Raw genomic sequence first — 22422 nt, forward strand, 5'->3', positions numbered from 1 at the left:
TTGAGATGAGATTTCCCAGAGCCTTGAGCTCTTTGAAGGGTCGTTCGAGACCAGGACGTTGATAGGCTGGGTGTGGAAGTGCAGTAATGCATTAAGCTAACCAGTACTAATTGCCCGTACGGCTTGTCCCTATAACCTTAGCAGGTACAGAGGATGAGACGGTACAACGTTGCGTGTGTGTTGATACTACCAGTCATTACCCCAATCTTTGCTTCTTCCAGATTCATGGCCTTGTCGTCCCACAGGAGACAAGCGCCAGTACAAGTTATGCCTGATGACCATAGCAAGTTGGTCCCACCCCTTCCCATCCCGAACAGGACCGTGAAACAACTTTGCGCCGATGATAGTGCTGCAACCAGTGTGAAAGTAGGTTATCGTCAGGCTTGTTATTCGCAGTAAGAGAAAAACCCGATCAGAAATGGTCGGGTTTTTTTTCGTCTGGCGGTTTGTGATGGCGAACCCCAAACGAAGGCTGGGCTCAGACCCCCTCGCGCGTTGGCGTCGAATCTGGCGTTAGCGGTGTGGAGGGTCTGACCCTGGTGGCTCGGTTCAGCAGGCGAAAAAAAAGCAGCGCTGCGCGCTGCCTTTTTTACTTAATATCGCTTAACTCCCGCGATAAGTCGAATACGACCACGGCGATACCACCAGCGGCACGTGGTAGTTCTCGTCTGTATGCGCAATGCCGAAGGACAGGGTGACCAGGTCGATGAAGCGGGGGGAGGGCAGTTCCACGCCTTGGGCGGCGAAATAGTCTCCTGCATTGAAGACCAGTTCATACTGGCCCGCCTTCATGCTGTCGCCTTCCAGCAAGGGTAAACTGCAACGGCCGTCGCTGTTCGTCATATCCATCTTCAATAACACTTTGCCTTCCGGCGCAACTGAAAACAGGGCCACCTTGACGCCGGCTCCCGGCCTGCCGTGGGCGATATCGAGTACATGCGTGCTGAGTTTTCCCATTTGCTATCCTGTATATAGGGTGAGTGAATGTGCTTATCGTGCAAATCATATACCGGTGACTGCGCCGGGCTATATGATTGGGCATATAGCCAACATTGTCCTCCTATAGGCGCGCCTCCGCATGAACAATTACGAACATTATCCACGCGACTTGATAGGCTATGGCCGCACGCCACCCCATCCGCAATGGCCGGGCAAGGCCCGCATCGCGCTGCAATTCGTCCTCAATTACGAGGAAGGGGCGGAAAACAGCGTGCTGCATGGCGATCCCGCCTCGGAAACGTTTTTGTCGGAAATGATCGGGGCGGCCGCTTTTCCTGCGCGCCACCTGAGCATGGAGTCGATTTATGAATATGGCTCGCGCGCCGGGTTGTGGCGCCTGCTGCGCATGTTCGAGGAGCGGCGCCTGCCGCTGACCGTATTTGGCGTCTCGATGGCCTTGAAGCGCAATCCGGAGGCGGTGGCGGCTTTCCAGGAACTGGGGCATGAAATCGCCTGCCATGGCTTGCGCTGGATTTCCTACCAAAACATGGATGAAGCGACGGAGCGCGAACACATGCGCGAAGCCGTGCAGATCATCCGCGAATTGACGGGTTCCGCCCCGCAAGGCTGGTACACGGGGCGCGATTCTCCGAATACGCGCAAACTGGTGGTCGAGCATGGCGGTTTCCGCTACGACGCCGATTATTACGGCGATGATCTGCCATTCTGGGACAAGGTAGCGTACACGGATGCCTCCGGCATGCCTGCCGTGCAGCCACAGCTGATCGTGCCTTATACACTGGACACGAACGACATGCGCTTTGCCGCCATGCAGGGCTTTAATTCGGGCACGCAGTTTTTTGATTACTTGAAGGATGCCTTCGATGTGCTGTACGCGGAAGGCGATCCGAACGGTTTGAGTCAGCCGAAGATGCTGTCGGTGGGCTTGCATTGCCGCCTGGTAGGACGGCCTGGCCGCGCAGCCGCCCTGGCGCGCTTTCTCGACTATGTGCAAGGCCATGAGCATGTGTGGATCACGCGCCGCATCGATATTGCCGAACACTGGCACGCGACGCATCCCTGTAGCGTTTGATAGGTATTGATATTGGATGATAAGTAAAATCAGTCTTTGCATATAGTTGTCCCATATGCCGGTGTTAATCTCCTATACTGGGACTATACCGAGGCCAGCATGTCAGAACCGATCCGCTTTTACTACCGTGGTGCCGTACAGGAAGTACGCAACGCCGCCCCTACGCAGACTGTGTTGCAGCACCTGCGCGAGGATTTGCATTGCACGGGCACCAAGGAAGGCTGCGCCGAAGGCGATTGCGGCGCCTGCACCGTCGTCATCGGCAGCCTGGTGGATGGACAAATCGAGATGAAAGCCGTCAACGCCTGCATCCAGCTCACGCCTACACTCGATGGCAAGGCCCTGTTTTCCGTGGAAGACTTGCAACAGCCCGACGGCGCCCTGCACCCGGTGCAGCAGGCGATGGTCGAGTGTCACGGTTCCCAGTGCGGTTTTTGCACGCCCGGTTTTGTCATGTCCTTGTGGGGCATGTATCTGAAAAAAAACGGCGAGACACCCACGCGCGGCGAAATCGACGATACCCTGTCGGGCAATCTGTGCCGCTGCACGGGCTACCGGCCCATCATCGATGCAGCCAGACGCATGGGCGAATTGCCGCACGTCACGTTCGACCGCGATGCCGTGGCGCAGCAATTGCAGGCGTTGCAGCGCAGCAGCCTGACTACGTATGAGCATGGCGGCCAGCAATTTCACGCGCCGCGCAGCATCGATGAACTGGTGGTACTGCGCGCGGCAAAGCCGCAAGCCTGCCTGCTGGCCGGTTCCACCGACGTGGGCTTGTGGGTGACCAAGCAATTGCGCGACCTGGGCGACATCATTTATTTGGGCAACGTCGCTGAGCTGAAAACCATCGTCGTGGACGATGGCAAGTTGCACATCGGCGCCGGCGCCAGCCTCAACGATGCCTATGCGGCGCTGTGCGGGCATTATCCGCAGGAATTGTCTGAACTATGGCAACGCTTTGCTTCCTTGCCGATCCGCAACGCAGGCACTTTGGGCGGCAATGTGGCTAATGGTTCGCCCATCGGCGACTCGATGCCGTGGCTGATTGCGCTGGGCAGCGAGATCGTGCTGCGCGGCCCAGGCGGCCAGCGGATCATGCCGCTGGAAAACTTCTATCTGGCTTACCAAAAGAAAGATCTGCAGCCCGGCGAGTTCGTCGAAGCCGTGCGCGTGCCCTTGCCGCGTGCCGAGGTGCAATTCCGCACGTATAAGCTGGCCAAGCGCTTCGACCAGGATATCTCGGCCGTGTGTGCCGCGTTTGCCTTCCAGCTCGATGGCGAGCGCATCATCGATGCGCGCATCGCCTTTGGCGGCATGGCGGCCACGCCGCAGCGCGCCGCGCAAACGGAAGCGTTTTTGCGCGGACAAGCATGGACGGAAGACAATCTGCTCATCGCCATGCGTTTGCTGGCCGACGATTACGCGCCCCTGTCGGACATGCGCGCGTCGGATACTTACCGCATGACGACGGCGCAAAACCTGTTGCGCCGCTTCTGGCTGGAAACACGCCCCGGTGCACCGCTGTTGCGCACTGCCGTCAACGCCTATGCTTGCCGCGCCTGAAAGGACCAGCATGAACCATCCTGCCACGCCCGAACTGCAAGCGGCCGCCTGGGCCGCCGTGGGCAAGCCCAGTCCGCATGAATCGGCACAATTGCATGTGCTGGGGCAAGCCACATACACGGACGATATCGCCGAGTTGCAAGGCACCTTGCACGCGGCGCTGGGCCTGTCGCAAAAGCCCCATGCACGCATCACGGCCATGGATTTGTCGGCCGTGCGCATTGCGAACGGTGTCGCCGCCGTCTACACGGCGCAGGACATTCCCGGCATCAATGACTGCGGCCCGATCATCCATGACGATCCCATCCTGGCTTTTGATCTGGTGCAATACGTGGGCCAGCCCATTTTCATCGTGGTGGCCGATACGCATGACCATGCGCGCCGTGCCGCCCGCCTGGCGCAAGTGTCGTACGAGGAATTGCCCGCGATCATGACGCCGCAAGCGGCCAAGGCCGCACAATCGTACGTGCTGCCGCCAATGCAGCTGACGCGTGGCGATTATCAGGCGGCGTTCGAGACGGCGCCGCATGTGGTCAAGGGCCAGCTGTATGTGGGCGGCCAGGAACAGTTTTATCTGGAAGGACAGATTTCCTACGCCATCCCGAAGGAAGCGCAAGGCATGCTGGTGCTGTGTTCGACCCAGCATCCGAGCGAGATGCAGCACGTGGTGGCGCATGCGCTGGGCGTGCATTCGCATAACATCACCGTCGAATGCCGGCGCATGGGCGGCGGTTTTGGCGGCAAGGAATCGCAGTCGGCCCTGTGGGCGGCGGCCGCATCGATTGCGGCGGCCAAACTGAAGCGCCCCGTGAAACTGCGCGCCGACCGCGACGACGACATGCTGGTGACGGGCAAGCGCCACTGTTTTTACTATGAATACGAAGTGGGCTACGATGATGAGGGCAGGATACTTGCCGCCAAGGTCGACATGACCACGCGCGCCGGCTACTCTGCGGACTTGTCCGGCCCCGTCGCCACGCGCGCCGTCTGTCACTTCGACAACACGTATTACCTGTCCGACGTGGATATTCGCGCCGCCTGCGGCAAGACGAATACCCAGTCGAACACGGCTTTCCGGGGCTTTGGCGGGCCGCAGGGCGCCATTGCCATCGAGTACGTGATCGATGAAATCGCCCGCCATTTGCAACGCGATGCGCTCGATATCCGCCTGCTCAATTTCTATGGGCGCAACGATACCGAGGGGCGCAATGTCACGCCGTATGGGCAGACCATCGTCGATAATGTCATCCACGAGCTCGTCGCTGAGCTAGAGGAGAGCAGCGACTACCGCGCGCGCCGCCGCGCCATCGACGCCTTCAACGAGGCCAGCCCGATCCTGAAGAAGGGCCTGGCGTTCACGCCGCTGAAATTCGGCATCGCCTTCAACGTCACGCATCTGAACCAGGCAGGTGCCTTGGTCCACGTGTATGTGGATGGCTCCGTACTGGTCAACCATGGCGGCACGGAAATGGGGCAGGGCATCAATACCAAGGTGATGCAAGTGGTGGCGCACGAACTGGGGCTGGACCTGGAGCGCGTACGGGCCACGGCCACCGATACCAGCAAGGTGGCGAACACGTCGGCCACGGCGGCGTCCACTGGCGCCGACCTGAATGGCAAGGCGGCGCAGGATGCGGCGCGCCAGATCCGTGAACGCCTGGCCGATTACGCGGTCAAACTGTACGGCGGCGACGTTGCTGCAGTGCGCTTCTTCAATAACCATATCCACGTGCATGGCCATGTCGTCGCGTTTGCCGAGCTGGTGCAGAAGGCTTATCTGGCCCGGGTGCAACTGTGGTCGGACGGCTTTTATGCCACGCCTGGCCTGTCGTGGGATGCGAAGACGATGACGGGTCATCCGTTTTCCTACTATGCGTATGGCGCGGCCGTGGCTGAAGTGGTGGTTGATACCTTGACGGGGGAATGGAAGCTGCTGCGTGCGGACGCCTTGTACGATGCTGGCCAGTCATTGAATCCCGCGATTGATCTGGGTCAGGTGGAAGGCGCATTTATCCAGGGCATGGGTTGGCTGACGACGGAGCAGCTGTGGTGGAACGCGGCGGGCAAGCTGATGACGCACGCGCCATCGACATACAAAATTCCCGGCATTTCCGATTGCCCCGAAGATTTTCGCGTCAGGCTGTTCCAGAATCGCAACGTGGAAGACAGCATCCACCGTTCCAAAGCCGTGGGCGAACCGCCGTTGCTGCTGCCGTTCTCCGTCTTCTTTGCCATCCGCGACGCCATTTCCAGCGTGGGCCATCACGCCGTGCAGCCACCGCTGAATGCCCCCGCTACCAGCGAGGAAATCCTCAAGGCGGTCATGGCCGTGCAAGCGGCGCATGCCGGCGCCTAGGAGCAGAGAATGAGCGACTGGCTGACAGCAATCGAGAATGACACGCAGGCATCCGTGCTGGTGACGGTCGCCCTGGTGGAAGGCTCGGGGCCGCGCGAGGCGGGCGCGAAGATGCGCGTCACCCTTGAAGGCCAGGTGGACACCATCGGTGGCGGCCACCTGGAATTGCGTGCCGTGGAAATTGCCAAGACCATGCTGGCCACGGCAGAGACCCATGCGCGGCTCGAGCGTCTTGCGCTCGGCCCCAGCCTGGGACAATGCTGCGGTGGCGTCGTCCACCTGGCGTTCGAGTATGTCGATGCCAGCTTGAACGAATTGCTGGCCGCCTTGCGCGAACGGCGCCAGCATGACAGCTGGAAAGTCACGGCGCTTGACGGCGATGCCGCGTCGGCCCTGTTCGATGCCGCCGGTAAACTGATTGCCGGCGCACCAAGCCAGGCACCCAATACGTTCGCGCGCGAACGCAGTACCCATGTCGCTCAGGATGGCAAGGGGCGGCGCTGGCTGGTCGACCCCTGCCTGGCGCCGCGCGCGCACCTGACCTTGTTTGGCGCCGGTCACGTGGGCGCCGCCATCGTGCGCGCGCTGGCCCACTTGCCCTGCAATATCACTTGGGTCGATGAACGCGAAGACATGTTTCCCCTGCAAATGCCGGATAACGTGCGCATCGCCGCCACCGACACGCCCGAGGAATTTGTTGCCATGGCGCCGCCGGGCGGCAGTTTTCTCGTCATGACGCACAGCCATGCGCTCGATCAACGCTTGACGCAAGCCATCATGGAACGCAAGGATGCGGGCTGGTTCGGCTTGATCGGTTCGCACACGAAACGCAAGCAATTCGAGCACCGCCTGCAGGCGCGCGGCGTGCCGGATGAGCGCATTGCCGCCATGGTCTGTCCGATCGGCATGCCCGGCATCCGCAACAAGGCGCCGGCCGTGATCGCCGCTTCCGTTGCCTGTCAATTACTCATGGTGTGGGAGGAAGCGGCCGCTGCCGCCCTGGCCACACCGCTGCGGCTGGCCTCTGCCAGCGCGCCACCGCGACGCGAGAAACGCGCCGCCATTCACCCGTTATAGAAAGAAGTCATGCCGATAGTTCCTGCCACATTGCAAGCTTACCGTGCCAGCTTGCTGCACTTTCACGCCGATCCCGCTTTCAACGAGGAGGCGCACGCCTGGCATGCGGACGGCTTGCTGATCGTGGCCGGCGGCAAGGTCGTGGCGGCCGGCGATTATGCATCGCTGCAAGCGACTTTGCCGCCCGGCACCGAGATCGTCGATTACCGCGGCAAGCTGATCGTGCCGGGTTTCATCGACACGCATCTGCATTTTCCGCAGACGGAAATGATCGCTTCGCCGGCTCCCGGTTTGCTGCCGTGGCTGGAAACGTATACTTTCCCCACCGAGCGGGCGTTTGAGAATCCTCAACATGCGCGCGATGTCGCCGAGTTTTTCCTCGATGAACTGCTGCGCTGCGGCACCACCACAGCCATGGTGTATGGCAGCGTGCATCCGCAATCGGTCGATGCTTTCTTTGGCGCCAGCGAGGCGCGCGGCTTGCGCATGGTGGCGGGCAAGGTCATGATGGACCGCAATTGCCCCGAGTTCCTGCGCGACACGGCCGAGTCCGGCGCACGCGAAAGTGAAGAGCTGATCCGGCGCTGGCACAAGCACGGCCGCTCGCTGTATGCGATCACGCCCCGTTTCGTGCCGACATCCACGAATGAACAGATGCACCTGGCGGGCGAGCTGGCGCGCGCCTATCCGGATACGTATTTGCAGACCCACGTATCGGAAAACGAGGATGAATGCCGCTGGGTGCGCGAACTCCATCCGCAGGCGCGCAGCTACCTCGATGTGTATGACCAGTACGGCATGCTGCGCCCGCGCGCCATGTTTGGGCACTGTATCTGGCTCGACGAGCACGACCGCGCACGCATGGCGGAAACGTCCTCGGCGGCTGCCATTTGTCCTACGTCAAACCTGTTCCTCGGTAGCGGCCTGTTCGATTTCGAGCGGGCCGATGCGGCGAAAGTGCTGCTGTCGCTGGCGACCGATGTGGGCGGCGGCACCTCGTTCTCGATGTTGCAAACCATGAACGAAGCCTATAAAGTAGCACGCTTGAAAGGCAGCTATCTGCCCGCCTTGCGCATGTTTTACCTGGCGACCTTGGGCGCCGCGCGCGCCATGCAGCTGGAAGGCACCCTCGGCAATTTTACGGCAGGCACGGAAGCGGACTTCATCGTGCTCGACAAGCAGTCGACGCCGTTGCTCGAGCGCCGCACGGCCGGCTGTCAAAGCCTGGAGGAATTGCTGTTTGCCTTTGCGCTGCTAGGTGACGACCGCGCCGTGGCCGCCACCTATTCAGGCGGGCAATGCGTGCATGTGCGGGGGCAGGGCTGACCTACCCGTTGTTCAACACGAATTATCCTGAGCGAGAACGCGAATGCACAAGAAACTCACTGGCCTGGCGCTTGGCGCCGCGCTGGCATTGACTGGAACGGCGCAGGCCGCCCCGGCGGTAGCCGCCCCGTCTTCCAACGAAGCGGCCACCGCGCGCCACTTTGCCGCCCTGGTTGCCGGTGCGCAGCCGAAGACAGCCGAGTTGAGCCTGTTCTTTTCCATGATGCCCAAGGGCGGTGATCTGCATCACCATTACTCGGGCGCCATTTACGCCGAGCAATTCCTCGACTGGGTCGACAAGGAAAACTATTGCGTCAACAAGACGACGTACCGCATCGAAAGCAACAAGGACGTCGTGGCAGCCGAGCGCGCCAAGCCGGCCGCGCAGCGTGGATGCCTGTCATCCACGGAAGTGTTTGCCGATGCGGGCCTGTATGCGGAATTGCTGCAGCGCTGGTCGACCAAGGATTTCTATAATCACGGCGCCGTCCAGACGCCGCCGGACCGCACTTTTTTTGACACCTTCGGCTATTTCGGTCCCGTGGCGTCGAGCAACACGGCTGACGGCTTGAAAACCCTGAAGCAGCGCGCCATCGCGGAAAACCTCAGCTACATCGAGACGATTTTCGAACTGTCGCCATTCGTGCAGAACGCGCAGTTCGACCAGCAGGTGCTGGCGCCGGGCTTGCAGCCGGCAGCATTGCAAGCCGTGCTGGCCAACTGGACAGGCAGCCTGGAGCAGGATGCCAGCTTCCAGAAAAGCATCACTGCCTACAACGACAACGTCAACGCCAGCAGCGCCGGCATCGACGATGCGAACTTCACCATGCGCTACCAGGCGTATGTGCTGCGTTTCCTGTCGCCATCGCAAGTGTTCTCGTCCATGGTGGCCGCGTTCAAGGCAGCGAGCCTGAATCCGCTGTTGGTGGGCGTGAACATCGTGGGCCAGGAAAGCGTGAACGTGTCGATGCGCGATTACAGCCTGCACATGGAAATGTTCAAGTTCCTCAAGGCTAAGTATCCAAACGTCAAGATCGCACTGCACGCCGGCGAGCTGGCGCTGGGCATGGTGCCGCCGGAAGGCATGACGTTCCATATCGCCGAAGCCGTCGATGTGGCAGGCGCCGACCGTATCGGTCACGGCATGGATATCGCGTACGAAAACAATGCGCTGGCAACCATGCAGAAAATGCGCGAGCGTAACATTCCCGTGGAAGTGAACCTGACCAGCAACGATTACATTCTCGGTATCAAGGGCCAGGCGCATCCGATCACCCTGTACCGCAAGTATGGCGTGCCATTCGTGATTTCTACCGATGACGCGGGCGTATCGCGCAATACCTTGTCGAATGAATACGTGCTGTTTGCCAGCCAGTACAAGACGGATTATGCGGAAATCAAAAAACTGTCCTACAACAGTCTGCGCTATTCCTTCCTGGCGGAAGCGGACAAGCAACGTTTGCTGAAAGCGCTCGATGCCCGTTTCACCCGTTTCGAAGCCTTGATCGCAAATAGTGATCGCAAAGCAACTGTTGTAAAACCGTAAAAGTATTTCACCTCTCTGCCTTGCCACGCGACCGCGACTAGCGGTCGCGTAACCTCCTGTTCTTCATAGTTACAAAACCCTCCTTTTATCCTTTTTGTTGTGCCTTTACGACAAAAAATGATGCGCTAGTAGTGCTTTCTTGCAATTATTTTCTGAAACAATTTCCAAGTCTTGCCGCTCATCTATAATTTCGCCCCGATGAGGTGAGCTTGCTCGGTTGATACAAAAAATGCGGCTTCCAGCGGTGATTTATATTTTTTATATATAAATTACTAAAAAAAAACGTATTTGTCAGCCTACAGACCTTAATGCATAGTTGGACGGCGAAGAATTGAATAAGTCATTTTTGATATCGCTTTTGTGACAATTCAGGATGTCTAGCGGCTCCTGTCACATTGCGGTCATATCCGTGTAACGGATTTGAAATATTCGATCTTTATACTGCCGTGTCTAGTTGGATAGTTTCCGTGTTTCACCACAATATAAGCAAGTCAAAATCTTGTAAGTTACAACACACTCTAGGGGGTTCAAATGCAGTTCATTCAACAACCAAAATTGCGACTAAGTATGATCGCAGTGGCATGCCAACTGGCTTGCTTCGGCATCTCCACTGCGCATGCGCAAACCGACGGCGAAGCCGCAAAAGTGGTCATTACCGCGAAAAAAACCGGTATGGGCCTGATGGTGACGGAAGATGCCCCAAAGGCACGCAGCACGATTACGGCAGAAGAACTGGAAAAGCAACGTCCAACGGGCAATGCGTACGAAGCCCTGGAAATGTTGCCAGCTGTTAATAGCTACAACTACGATGCAACTGGCCTGTTCGGCGGCGGCCTGACACTGCGCGGCTTTAACTCCGACCAGATCGGCGCCACGATCAACGGCGTGCCGGTGAATGACTCCGGTAGTTTTGCCATCTACCCACAAGAATATGTTGACCAGGAAAATACCTGCTCGCAAACCGTGACCCAGGGTTCGACCGATGCCGATTCGCCACAAGTGGGCGCTACCGGCGGTAACTTCGGTATCAACACCTGCAATCCTGAAGACAAGCACCGCCTGCGCATGATGCAGACCATCGGTCAACTGAACATGAAGAAAACCTTCGTGCGCGTCGACACCGGCCTGTTCTCGGACAAACGCACCAAGATGTTCGTGTCCGCTTCGCATGCTGAAGCCGACAAATGGAAAGGCAAGGGCGGCGCCAAGCGCGACCATATCGATGCCGGCATCAACTACGACTGGGATCGTTTCAACTATATTCACGCCACCTTGCTGTACAACGAGGCGATGAACAACAACATCAATAACCTGACCTTGGCTGAAATCAACAAGAACGGTTATAACTTCGACTATGCCGATACCTTCAAAGGCCATCTGAAGCCGGTCAAAGGCACTGCCCAAGTGGAAACCACGCAGTCGCCAGCCTTCTACAAGCTGGGCATCAACCCGTTCAAGAATGCCATCGCCTCGGCAACGGCCAAGTTCCGCCTGAACGAGAACCTGGACCTGAAAGTACTGCCATACATCTGGTACGGCTATGGTAACGGTGGTGTGCAACAGCGCGCCCAGTCGGAAAAAGCTTTCTATGACGCAGCCACTGGCATGCGTAATGGCACCGTGGACTTGAACGGCGACGGCGACACCCTCGACACCGTCCTGGTCGCTAACGCCAGCGTCACCAAGACCTTCCGTCCAGGCGTGACCGCGTCGCTGAACTGGTCGTCCGGTAACCATGATGTGCTCGGTGGCTTCTGGTACGAGCGCGCTCGCCATCAGCAAACGGGCCCGATGCTGGCATTGAGCAATGATGGTATCTCGCAAGATCCTTGGCTGCAAAACGGCCAGATCCTGCGTCCGGATGGCACGCCAGCGCAAAGCCGTAACTGGATGTCGATTTCGACCGCTTATCAGTTCTTCCTGCAAGACACGATCAGCCTGAACGATGACAAGCTGAAGATCAATATCGGCGTACGTAGCCCGAACGTGAAGCGTGACTTCACCAACTACGGCGACGAAAACAACAACGTCAAGCCGTACAACCTGATCAAGAAATACAACACCCTGCTGCCGCAACTGGGCGCCCGTTACCGCATCACCAACGACGATCAATTGTTCATTTCGGTCGCCAAGAACGTCAAAGCACCACCTAACTTCGTGTTCGGCAACATCGGCACCAGCGTGAAAGTGGTCAATGGCGTTGCCAACTTTGTTGGTGATGTGAAACAAGAATCGTCGTGGAATACCGATATCGGCTATCGCCACCAGGATGACAAGTTCATCGCTTCGGTGACGGCGTTCTTCGTCGACTTCAAGGATCGCCAGGCAACCACCTTCGATCCAATCACGCAGTCGAGCAGCTACACCAACGTGGGCCGCGTCAGCAACAAGGGTCTGGAATTTGAAATCGGCAATACGCCGATCAATGGCTGGGCAATGTACGGTTCGCTGGGTTTCAATAACAGCAAAATCAAGGACGACATGCTGTCCGCGACGAATGTGTACCTGCCGACTGCTGGCAAGGAAATGATCAACACGCCGAAGAAGAAAGCCGGCCTGTCGATCGAGTACCAGAATGGTTCGTTCTGGACCCGCGTGAAAGCGCGCGCCACCGGCCAGCAGCAAGCATCGATGGTCAATGATGAAACGGCGCCAGGCTACACCACCTTCGGTATCGATGGCGGCTACACCTTTGCCAACTTCGGTTACATCAAGCGTCCCAAGCTGACATTTAACCTGAGCAACATCACGGACAAGCAGTACCGCAATCCGTCCTCGACCACCGTCAAGAACACCCAGCCTATCGCTGGCGTGACGACGTCGGTTGATACCCAGCGTTACTACCTGGGCGCACCACGCTTCGTATCGGTCACCCTGTCGATCGATATCTAATCGACGCTGACGCGCAGCCTGCAGGCCAGGCTGCGCGCGATGTGTTGCAACGGGCCTCAGGGCCCGTTTTTCTTTTCTGGCGGCGTTGTGCAGCCGGACCTTGTTTAACCCGTTTGCGCAATGCCGTACCCCGGCCGTTGCGCTATGCTGCGAAGCCTATGAAAACACTGCCCTTATCCCTGATCGCGGTGGCCATCGCCGCCGCCATGACCGGTTGCGCCACCCATCCCGTGGCGCCCGTCGATATCAACCTGGTTGCCCTGAACGATTTTCACGGCAATCTCGACCGCAGCAAATTTACCTACACGAGCGTTGCCGATGCCGAGCGCAAGACGGTGCAGGCCGGCGGCATCGATACCTTGTCCGGCGCATTGACGGCGTGGCGGCGCGAAGATGCGCAGCTGATCTTTGTCGGCAATGGCGACCTGGTCGGCGCCAGTCCCGCCATGTCGGCGCTGTGGGCGGACGAGCCGAGCATCGTCGCCATGAACATGCTGGGCATGAAGGCCAGTTCCGTCGGCAACCATGAATTTGACCAGGGCAAGGCGGAATTGCTGCGCCAGCAGCGCGGCGGCTGTGAATCATCGCGCGCCGACAAGGCGTGCAAATTCACGCCCGACTTCAAGGGCGCCAGCTACACCTATATGGCGGCCAATGTCATCGACACGCAAACGGGCAAGCCCCTGCTGCCCGCCTACCACATCGAAGAGGCGCATGGCGTCAAGGTGGGCCTGATCGGCGCCGTGCTGAAGGATACGCCGTCCGTGGTGACGGCCGCCGGCATTGCCGGCCTGCAGTTTGGTGATGAAGCGGACGCCATCAACGCCACCTTGCCGCAACTGCGGGCGCAAGGCGTGGGCGTGTTCGTCGTGCTGCTGCACCAGGGCGGCGAGACCAAGGAAGCCGTCGACCAGCCCGACTGCAGCCATCTGAAGGGCGAAGTGGTCGACGTGGTGAAACGCCTCGACCCGGCCATCGGGCTGATCATCAGCGGCCATTCGCACCAGGGTTATCTGTGCCGTGTCGATGGCCGCCTGGTGACGCAGGCGCAGATGGGCGGACACATGTTGACGCGCATCAAGCTCAAGGTCGATCCCGTCAAGAATGCGGTGATCGATGCCAGCGCGCAAAACGTCGTCATGCTGCCAGGCATGTATGAGCCGGACCCGGCCGTGGCAGCCTACCTGGAATCGGTCAAGCAGCGCAGTGCGGCCGAATTGTCGCGTCCCGTGGCCAGTATCGCCGTGCCGAACGTGGGCCGCAGCACCAAGGGCGGCGGCGCTTCCCCGCTGGGCGACCTGGTGGCCGACAGCACCCTGTTCGGCGCGCGCGCTGCCGGTGCGCAAATCGGCCTGATGAACAATGGCGGCATCCGCAAGGACCTGGAAGCGGGCGCCGACCTGATGACGAACGTGGGCCAGAACCAGGCAGTTGTACCATTCGGCAATACCCTGATCGTCTTGAGTCTTTCCGGCGCGCAAATCCGTATCTTGCTCGAGCAGCAATGGCCGGGCGAAGAGGCAGGCGAGGGCAACCTGTTGCAAGTGTCCGAAGGTTTTAGTTACCGCTGGGACAGCACGCGGCCGCAGGGCCAGCGGGTGCTGCCGGGCAGCATCATGCTCAATGGCGTCGCCATTGATGACAATCAACAATACCGTGTCGCCGCCAACAGTTTCCTGGCCGGTGGCGGCGATCGCTTCACCGTGCTGGCGGCCGGTACGCGCCGGCTCGACACGGGCGTGCGCGATATCGACGCCTTCAGCAATTACCTGATCGACCGTGCGCGCGTCGGCAAACCGGCTGGCAGCGCCACGGCGGCCGGCCGCATCGTGCGCGTCCAATAATCTTTACAAGGAAAAACCATGCGTCGTTTATTTGTTTCCCTGCTCGTCACTACCCTGTTCGCGGGCACGGCCCACGCGGATTTCACCATTCCCGGCTTTGAGCTGGTGCACACTTCGCCCGTGGAAACGAGCTTGACGAATCCCGACCTGCGCGAACCCGTCGCCGTGTGGAGCGAGCTGTTTGATTCGGCCAAGAAAGAAATCGTCATCGCCCAGTTCTACGCCGTCAGCAAGCCGGGCACGGCTTTTGAAAAGGTGCTGGCCAGCCTGACGGCCGCCGGCCAGCGCGGCGTGAAGATCCGTTTCCTGCTGGACCAGAAGGGTGTGGGCCTGTCGGAAGCGGCCACCATCGCCCGGATCAAGGCGATTCCGAACCTGGACTTGCGCCTCATCGACTTCAATAAAATCACTGGCAACGGCATCGTGCATGCGAAATACCTGGCCGTCGATGGCCAGGTGGCGTACATCGGCAGCCAGAATTTCGACTGGCGCTCGTTCGAGCACATCCATGAGACGGGCTTGAAGATCACGGATCCGGCCATGGTGAGCCAGGTGCAAGCCATCTTCGAGCAGGATTGGCAGGCCCAGGCATTGACGTCGCAAGGCAGCCGCGCCACGGTGCTCAACAGCAAGGTCGTGCCGGCCAATTACGCGCAAAACGCTTTCCTGCTGGCCAGCCCGAATGCCTACAACCCGGCCGGCGTGGGCGACTCGGAAACAGGCTTGCCCGCCTTGCTGGCGGAAGCAAAAAGCGAAGTGCGCATCCAGCTGCTCGACTATGCGCCGCTGTCCTATGGCCCGAACCGCACGCGTCCGTACTACGCCGTGATCGACAACGCCGTGCGCGCAGCCGCCCAGCGCGGCGTGAAAATCAAGCTCATGGTGTCCGCCTGGAACACGGAAGCGCCGGCCATCGCCTACCTGAAAAGCCTGGCCCTGGTGCCGAACGTGGAAATCCGCATCGTGACGATACCCACGGCGTCGACGGGTTTTATCCCGTTCGCGCGCGTGATCCACAGCAAGACCATGAGCATCGACGGCAAGCTGGCCTGGGTCGGCACGAGCAACTGGGCGGGCGGTTATTTCGACTTGTCGCGCAACCTGGAAGTGGTGCTGCGCAACGAACAGATGGCGCAGCGCATTGCCGCGCTGCATGAGCAGACGTGGAGCTCGGCGTACGCCCAGCCCATCGACATCAACAAGCAGTATCCGAAACCGGCCAAGGCCGCGCCGCAAGGCAAGGAGTGAACATGAAAAAATTACTGTGCGTGCTGGCGCTGGGTGCCGCTTTCGCTTCCGGCAATGTGCTGGCGTGGGGCAATGACGGCCACCGCGCCGTGGGCGCCATCGCCGATCAATTGCTCAAGGGTAGCGCGGCCCAGGTACAGGTGGCCAAGTTGCTGTTGCCTGGCGAAAGCCTGGAAAAGATCGCCAACTGGCCCGATTGCGTGAAGGGCACGTATTGCGGTCCGCAATCGCCGGAAATGCTGAGCTATGTGGCGGCCAACCCCAAGCATGGCGAATACCATTACACGAATGTGCCGTTCCAGAACGCGCATTACCATGACCATGGCGTGGGCACGGCCGACGACGATATCGTGCAAACGCTCAGGCAGGCGATCCTGGTGTTGCAAGGCAAGGCCGATGCAGCCAGCAATCCGCATGGCTTCAGCCAGCGCGAAGCCCTGATCCTGATCACGCACCTGGTGGGCGATATCCATCAGCCACTGCATGTTGGCAATGCGTTTCTCGGCAAGGATGGCCAGTTCTTTGTGCCCGCCACGCAGGCGCAGATCGACGACATCGCCATTTTCAATGCACGTGGCGGCAACGATTTGCTACTCGACGATGCGAAGATGACGGCGCTGTCCGATGCCGTGATTCCCGCGCCGCTGCCGGCGGAAGAGGGCACGGCCAAGCCAGCCAGCGCGTATCCGAAGTCACCCACCAAGCCCCTGCATTCGTACTGGGACACGACCGTCGTCGATTACGCCATGCGCCGCCTGAGCACGCGCACGCCGCAGCAGTTCGCCCGCACGGTGATCGCCAGCGCGCCTGTGGTGAGCGCCAATAGCGGCGACCCCGCCACCTGGCCGTATCAGTGGGCCGATGCGTCGCTGGCGGCGTCAAAGATTGCCTTCACGGACGTGGTGGCCGGCCCGGCCACGCAGCAGACCAGCCGCAAGGGCGAGGTCTACAACGTCTGGACCTTGACGGTGCCCGATAATTATCCGGTGCCCAGCTCGGCGCTGGCGAAGCAGCAGCTGATCGAGGGTGGCTATCACCTGGCGGCCGTGCTGCAGGCGATCTGGCCGCAGTAAGATGGCATTCGAAAGCGGCCTGCGGGCCGCTTTTTTCATGCCAGGATGACGGCGATTCCCATCTCGCGGTAGGGCGCGACCAGCGCATCATCCACGTCGCGGTGCACGATGATGTCGTTGACCTGGCTCAAGGGGGCGACCTGGAACGGCGAGGCCGTATTGAACTTTTCCGGCGAAGCCAGCACGACAGTGCGGCTTGACGCCTCGCTCAGTGCGCGCTTCACGCATGCTTCCTCATAATCGCCGGTGGTGATGCCCGCTTGCGGATGCAGGCTGGCCACGCCCATGAAATACAGGTCGGCGCGGATGCGGCCGATGGCTTCCACGGTCGCCGCGCCGACGCCGACGATCGAGTGCTTGTACAGGCGCCCGCCCAGCATCAGCACTTCGATCGATGGGTGATTCACCAGTTCGACGGCAATCGACGGGCTGTGCGTGACGATGGTGGCGCGCAAGTCGCGCGGCAGCTGGCGCGCCAGCTGCACGGCGGTCGTGCCGCCATCGAGGAATACCACTTGTCCCGTTTGTATCATGGCGCCCGCCGCGCGGCCGATGGCGGGCTTGGCTTCCAGTGAAATCTGTTCGCGCCCGGCGAACGGCGCCAGCGCGGGCGAGCGCGGCAGCAAGGGCAGGGCGCCGCCGTGCACACGCTCCAGTAGTCCTTCTTTTGCCAGCTCGCGCAGGTCGCGCCGTATCGTGTCTTCCGACAAGCCCAGGCTATCGCTGACGGCCTTGGCGACGATCTGTCCTTCGCGCTGGAGCAAGTCCAGCAGATATTGTTTGCGTTGATGTGTCAGCATGGTTTTTCTTGTTAATTCTTGATATTGCACGAGTTTGCATGATAAAGTCGGAAAATACAAGCACAAGGAGACGATATGCGCGAAGACAATTTGGGACAGGAGAGGGTACGCATCCAGCAGGTGCAGACCCTGTCGCACGACTGGTATCTATTGCAAAAGACCACGTTCGACTATCTGCGCCACGATGGCGAATGGCAGACGCAGACGCGGGAAACCTATGACCGCGGCGATGGCGCCACCATCCTGCTTTACAACAAGGTAAAACGCACGGTGATTTTGATCCGCCAGTTCCGTTTTCCCACCTACCGCGAAGGTCACGACGGTTTCCTCATCGAATCAGCGGCCGGCTTGCTGGAAGAAGCCAGTGCTGAAGAGCGCATCCGCGCCGAGGTGGAAGAGGAAACCGGTTACCGGGTGGGGCAGGTGCAAAAGATATTCCAGGCCTTCATGAGTCCCGGTTCCGTGACGGAACGCCTGCATTTTTTTGTCGGCGAATATGATCCGGCCAGTCGCATCGGCGACGGCGGTGGCCTGGCGCACGAGGGCGAGGATATCGAAGTGCTGGAACTGCCCCTGGCGCAGGCGCTGCAGATGGTGGCCGATGGGCGCATCTGCGATGGCAAGACCATCATGCTGCTGCAGCATGCGCAATTGCAACTGATGCCGGTGAATCAGGGTATGCAGATACTGGTTGCCGGCCCCTACCGTTCGGGAACGGGCGACGATCCGCTCTTGATGCAGCGCAATGTGGACGCCATGCAAACCGTTTGCCTGCCCCTGTACGCCATGGGACACATGCCCGTGCTCGGTGAATGGCTGGCCTTGCCCATTCTGGCGCTGGCCGGTTCCACCCGGGTGGGCGACGCCGTGTATGAGGAGTTGTTCCACGCGCATGCGACGCGTTTATTGAGCCATTGCGATGCCGTGCTGCGTCTCGGTGGCGCATCGGCTGGGGCGGACCAGATGGTGGCGGTGGCGCGCAGCCTGGGTCTGCCTGTGTTTTTCTCGCTGGATGAGATTTCGCAGGCGTAAAAAAAGCGAAGCCCGCGGGCTTCGCTTTTGTCATGCGCTCGTTGAAATCTAACGTGATTTGACGAACGGGATACCAATGGCTTTTGGCGCGATGGATTTCGCCATCAAGCCCGCCAGCACGATCACGGTGACGACGTATGGCACCATCTGGATCAGCGAGCCGGGGATGCGGCCCACGACCGGCAAGTCCACGCCTTCAATCTGGATCTGGATGGCGGCGAAGAAGCCGAACATCAGGCAGCCGAGGAAGGTGTAGACGGGGCGCCAGTTGCCGAACACCATGGCCGTCAGGGCCAGGTAGCCGGCGCCGGCCGACATGTCGCGCAAGAAGAAGCCGCTTTGCACGATGGCCAGGTAGGCGCCCGAGAACGAGCACAGGATGCCGGCCACCAGCATGGCCAGGTAGCGCGTCGCTTCCACGCTCACGCCGGCCGAATCGGCCGCATGCGGGTTTTCGCCGCAGGCGCGCAGGCGCAGGCCGAAGCGCGTGTGGTACAGCAGCCAGTGCACGAGCGGGATCAGCAGGAACGCCACATAGACGAGGATGGAATGGCCGCCGATCAGATGGGCATATACCCAGCCGATGAAGGGAATGTGCTCCACGTACTGCGTGCCCGGCAAGACCACGTCGAACAGCCGCGCCGAACCGAGGTCGGGCGTGCGGCCGCCTTGCTGGAAGAAGAACTGCGCCAGCACGAACGTCAGCCCGCTCATGGCGATATTGATCGCCATGCCGGCCACCAGCTGGTTGCCTTTTTGCGTGATGCTGACATACGCCTGCAGCAGGGCCAGGGCGACGCACACGAGCATGCCGGCAGCCATGCCGTAATACGGGTTTTGCGTCGTGTAGGCCACGGCGGCGGAAGCGAAGGCGCTGGCCAGGATCTTGCCTTCCAGGCCGATGTCGATCATGCCGCTGCGTTCGGCAAACAGGCCGGCCATGGCTGCAAAGATCAGGACGGGCGCATTGCGCACGGTCGATACCAGGATGCTGGCGAATTGAAAGTCGTCGAGTGTCATGGTGTTAGCCTTTGGTGCGCTTGAGCAGGGCGGAAATGGCCGGTGCGTAGAAGTTTTCCATGGCGCCGCAGAACAGGATGATCAAGCCCTGGATGAAAATGAAAGTTTCCGTCGGGATATTCGGTTTTTCCAGCGACAGGTCGAAGCCACCCTGGATCAGCGCACCGAACAGCACGGCCGACAAAAAGATGCCGACCGGATGCTGGCGGCCCATCAGGGCGATGGCGATGCCGATGAAACCGGCGCCGCCGACGAAGTTGAGCGACAGATAATGCGTCGAACCCATGATGGAATTGACGGAACCGAGGCCCGCCAGCGCGCCGGAGATCAGCATGACGATGATGATCATCTTGCTGATCGACACGCCCGCATAGTGGGCCGCATGCTTGTTCAAGCCCGTGGCGCGCAGCTTGAAGCCCCACGACGAGCGCCACACCATCACGCCATAGATCACCAGCGCGGCGATCGCCAGAATAAAACTGATGTTCAGCGGCGTGTCGCCCAGCGATGGGAACCAGGTGGAGAGGCGCGGCATTTCGCCGCTTTCCGCAAACACGCGGCTGGCCGTATTCTGCTCGCCAGGCGGGATCAGGTATTTCACGATCACGAAGTTCATCAGGCTGGCAGCGATGAAGTTGAACATGATGGTGGTGACGACGATGTGGCTGCCGCGCTTCGCTTGCAGGTAGCCGGGCAGGAAGCCCCACAGCGCGCCAAACAGGGCCGCGCCGATCATGGCGGCTGGAATCAGGAGCCATGCGGGCAGGGTCTGGTCGAAGGCCAGCATGGCTACCGTCAAGCCCAGGCCGCCGATATACATCTGGCCTTCGGAACCGATATTGAACAGCCCGGCCTGCATCGCCACGGACACCGACAGGCCCGTGAAAATAAAGGTGCTGGCGTAGAACAGGGTGTAGCTCAAGCCTTCCGGATTGAGGACGGCGCTGTTGACGAGGATACCCAGCGATTCGGCGGGATCTTCGCCCAGCATATAAATCACCAGGGCTGCGACCAGCAAGGCCGACAGCAGGTTTAACATGGGCATGACAAAGGCTGTCGCCCAGCGTGGCAAGTCGTTATTCATGATTTATGCATTCCCCCCATCAACAGACCGATGCGGGTGGTATCGAATTCTTCAATTTTCAGTTCGCCGGTGATGCGTCCGCCGCACATGACGAGAATGCGGTCGGCCAGCGCCCGCACTTCCTCCAGTTCAACGGACACCAGCAGGATCGCCACGCCCGCGTCGCGCAGGGCCAGCAATTGCGTATGGATGCTTTCGATGGTGCCGATGTCGACGCCGCGCGTGGGCTGGCCCACCAGCATCAGTTTCGGCTTGGCCAGCACTTCGCGCGCGATCACCACCTTTTGCTGGTTACCGCCCGACAGCAGGCCGATGCGCAGGTCCGGATTGGCCGGGCGCACGTCGAAAGTCTTCAGCAGTTCCGCGCAGCGGGCGCCGATGGCCTTGAAGTTGAACAGGCCCCAGCGGTTTTTCAGGTGATCCTGGTAGCCGAGGATGGTGTTTTGCATGACGGAGAAATTCTTCACCACGCCATCGCGCAAGCGGTCTTCGGGAATGTGGGCGATGCCCAGCTCGCGGAAGGTCAGCGGCAAGCCGTCGGCATCGTGACGCTTGGCAAACGGCAAGTCCTTGTCGAGAAAACGCAGCTTGCCCGAGGTGGGCAAACGCATGCCCGACAGAATTTCCAGCAGCTCGCTCTGGCCATTGCCCGAGACCCCCGCGATGGCGACGATTTCGCCGGCGCGCAAGTTGAAACCAATGTCGGCCAGCAGCTTGACCTGTTGCTCGTCGGCCAGTTGCAGACCGTCCACTTCCAGCACCGTGGCGCCCGGATTGTACGGGGCACGCGGCAAGTGGCTCTGGATGGGGCGGCCGACCATCATGTTGGCCAGTTCCTCTTTCGAGGTAGTTGCCGTGGCAACGGCGCCCACCACCGTGCCGCCGCGCATGACGGTGACGTTGTCGGTGATTTCCAGGATCTCTTGCAGCTTGTGCGTGATCAGGATGATGGTCTTGCCCTGTTCCTTGAACAGGCGCAGGATTTCAAACAGCGAGGCCGTTTCCTGGGCCGTCAGCACGGCCGTCGGCTCGTCGAGGATCAGGATATTGGCGCTGCGGTAAATCTGCTTGAGGATTTCCACGCGCTGCTGCGCGCCGACTGACAGGTCTTCGATCTTTGCCAGCGGGTCGACGTCGAGGCGGTAGCGCGCGCAAATCTCGCGCAGCTTGGCTTCCGCTTCCGTACGGTGGCTGGCCAGGCGAAAGCCGCCTTCCGTGCCCAGCATGATATTGTCGAGGACGGTGAAGTTCTCGACGAGCATGAAATGCTGGTGCACCATGCCAATGCCGAGGTTGATCGCTTCCTGGCTGTTGCGGATAGGCTGTACTTTTCCGTCGAGCAGGATTTCTCCGCCGTCGGCACGGTAATACCCGTACAGGATGCTCATCAAGGTCGATTTGCCTGCGCCATTTTCCCCCACCAGGCCATGGATACTGCCCTTGGCGATGGAGAAGCTGACGTCGGCGTTCGCCTTCACATGTCCAAACTGCTTGGAAATGCTGCGAAATTCTACTGCTGGCTGCAT

At 60.1% G+C, this 22422-nt stretch carries 16 protein-coding genes and 2 rRNA genes; 13 read left to right on the forward strand and 5 right to left on the reverse strand.

What is annotated here, in order from left to right:
• Both JAB1_RS16145 and rrf read left to right on the forward strand, forming a co-directional pair.
• A 23S ribosomal RNA gene (locus JAB1_RS16145) occupies nucleotides 1–131 on the forward strand; the annotation flags it as partial.
• 139 nt (nucleotides 132–270) lie between these two features.
• Nucleotides 271–383: ribosomal RNA gene (rrf, locus tag JAB1_RS16150) — 5S ribosomal RNA — on the forward strand.
• A gap of 220 nt (nucleotides 384–603) precedes the next feature.
• Here the strand turns inward: rrf and uraH are convergent.
• Nucleotides 604–957 carry a hydroxyisourate hydrolase gene (uraH, locus tag JAB1_RS16155; RefSeq protein ID WP_070280841.1) on the reverse strand — a complete coding sequence of 118 codons (354 nt, stop codon included), beginning with the start codon at nucleotides 955–957 and terminating at the stop codon, nucleotides 604–606.
• 121 nt (nucleotides 958–1078) lie between these two features.
• Between uraH and puuE the strand changes: the two genes are divergently transcribed.
• From puuE to JAB1_RS16205, 10 genes are all read left to right on the forward strand, one after another.
• Nucleotides 1079–2032 carry an allantoinase PuuE gene (gene puuE, locus JAB1_RS16160; protein WP_070280843.1) on the forward strand — a complete coding sequence of 318 codons (954 nt, stop codon included), beginning with the start codon at nucleotides 1079–1081 and terminating at the stop codon, nucleotides 2030–2032.
• A 99-nt stretch (nucleotides 2033–2131) separates the two neighbouring features.
• Nucleotides 2132–3598, forward strand: coding sequence for a xanthine dehydrogenase small subunit (gene xdhA / locus JAB1_RS16165; RefSeq protein WP_070280845.1), 1467 nt, complete (start codon nucleotides 2132–2134; stop codon nucleotides 3596–3598).
• 10 nt (nucleotides 3599–3608) lie between these two features.
• Nucleotides 3609–5954, forward strand: a complete 2346-nt coding sequence (gene xdhB, locus JAB1_RS16170; RefSeq protein WP_070280847.1) for a xanthine dehydrogenase molybdopterin binding subunit — start codon at nucleotides 3609–3611, stop codon at nucleotides 5952–5954.
• A gap of 9 nt (nucleotides 5955–5963) precedes the next feature.
• The gene (gene xdhC / locus JAB1_RS16175; RefSeq protein ID WP_070280849.1) at nucleotides 5964–7031 is read left to right on the forward strand and encodes a xanthine dehydrogenase accessory protein XdhC; all 1068 of its coding nucleotides are present in this window, start codon (nucleotides 5964–5966) and stop codon (nucleotides 7029–7031) included.
• Nucleotides 7032–7040: 9 nt separating this feature from the next.
• Nucleotides 7041–8357, forward strand: coding sequence for a guanine deaminase (gene guaD, locus JAB1_RS16180; protein ID WP_070280852.1), 1317 nt, complete (start codon nucleotides 7041–7043; stop codon nucleotides 8355–8357).
• 43 nt (nucleotides 8358–8400) lie between these two features.
• Nucleotides 8401–9903 (forward strand): adenosine deaminase, encoded by a 1503-nt coding sequence (locus JAB1_RS16185; RefSeq protein ID WP_070280854.1) that lies wholly within the window; start codon nucleotides 8401–8403, stop codon nucleotides 9901–9903.
• A 567-nt stretch (nucleotides 9904–10470) separates the two neighbouring features.
• Nucleotides 10471–12795 (forward strand): TonB-dependent receptor, encoded by a 2325-nt coding sequence (locus JAB1_RS16190; protein WP_230522256.1) that lies wholly within the window; start codon nucleotides 10471–10473, stop codon nucleotides 12793–12795.
• 158 nt (nucleotides 12796–12953) lie between these two features.
• A complete protein-coding gene (locus JAB1_RS16195; protein ID WP_070280856.1) occupies nucleotides 12954–14639 on the forward strand; it encodes a bifunctional metallophosphatase/5'-nucleotidase in 1686 nt (561 codons plus the stop codon).
• An 18-nt stretch (nucleotides 14640–14657) separates the two neighbouring features.
• Nucleotides 14658–15887 (forward strand): phospholipase D-like domain-containing protein, encoded by a 1230-nt coding sequence (locus JAB1_RS16200; protein ID WP_070280858.1) that lies wholly within the window; start codon nucleotides 14658–14660, stop codon nucleotides 15885–15887.
• 2 nt (nucleotides 15888–15889) lie between these two features.
• Nucleotides 15890–16960, forward strand: coding sequence for a S1/P1 nuclease (locus JAB1_RS16205; RefSeq protein ID WP_070280860.1), 1071 nt, complete (start codon nucleotides 15890–15892; stop codon nucleotides 16958–16960).
• Nucleotides 16961–16995: 35 nt separating this feature from the next.
• Here JAB1_RS16205 and JAB1_RS16210 read toward each other — a convergent pair whose 3' ends face one another.
• Nucleotides 16996–17760: a DeoR/GlpR family DNA-binding transcription regulator gene (locus JAB1_RS16210; protein WP_070280862.1), complete on the reverse strand. Its 765-nt coding sequence runs from the start codon at nucleotides 17758–17760 to the stop codon at nucleotides 16996–16998.
• Between the two features lie 75 nt (nucleotides 17761–17835).
• Here JAB1_RS16210 and JAB1_RS30650 point away from each other — a divergent pair, with 75 nt between their 5' ends.
• Nucleotides 17836–18792: an NUDIX domain-containing protein gene (locus JAB1_RS30650; protein WP_070280864.1), complete on the forward strand. Its 957-nt coding sequence runs from the start codon at nucleotides 17836–17838 to the stop codon at nucleotides 18790–18792.
• 48 nt (nucleotides 18793–18840) lie between these two features.
• Here JAB1_RS30650 and JAB1_RS16220 read toward each other — a convergent pair whose 3' ends face one another.
• From JAB1_RS16220 to JAB1_RS16230, 3 genes are read right to left on the reverse strand one after another with little or no spacing between them, the layout of a single operon-like run.
• Nucleotides 18841–19812, reverse strand: a complete 972-nt coding sequence (locus tag JAB1_RS16220) for an ABC transporter permease (RefSeq protein ID WP_034754516.1) — start codon at nucleotides 19810–19812, stop codon at nucleotides 18841–18843.
• Nucleotides 19813–19816: 4 nt separating this feature from the next.
• The gene (locus JAB1_RS16225) at nucleotides 19817–20896 is read right to left on the reverse strand and encodes an ABC transporter permease (RefSeq protein WP_034785591.1); all 1080 of its coding nucleotides are present in this window, start codon (nucleotides 20894–20896) and stop codon (nucleotides 19817–19819) included.
• Entirely contained in the window at nucleotides 20893–22422 is a 1530-nt protein-coding gene (locus JAB1_RS16230; RefSeq protein WP_070280865.1) for an ABC transporter ATP-binding protein, read from the reverse strand. The genes JAB1_RS16225 and JAB1_RS16230 overlap by 4 nt, the downstream gene beginning before the upstream one ends.

Origin of the sequence: Janthinobacterium sp. MP5059B (assembly GCF_001758645.1) — a bacterium.
In the GTDB taxonomy this organism is placed as follows: Bacteria; Pseudomonadota; Gammaproteobacteria; order Burkholderiales; family Burkholderiaceae_D; genus Janthinobacterium; species Janthinobacterium lividum.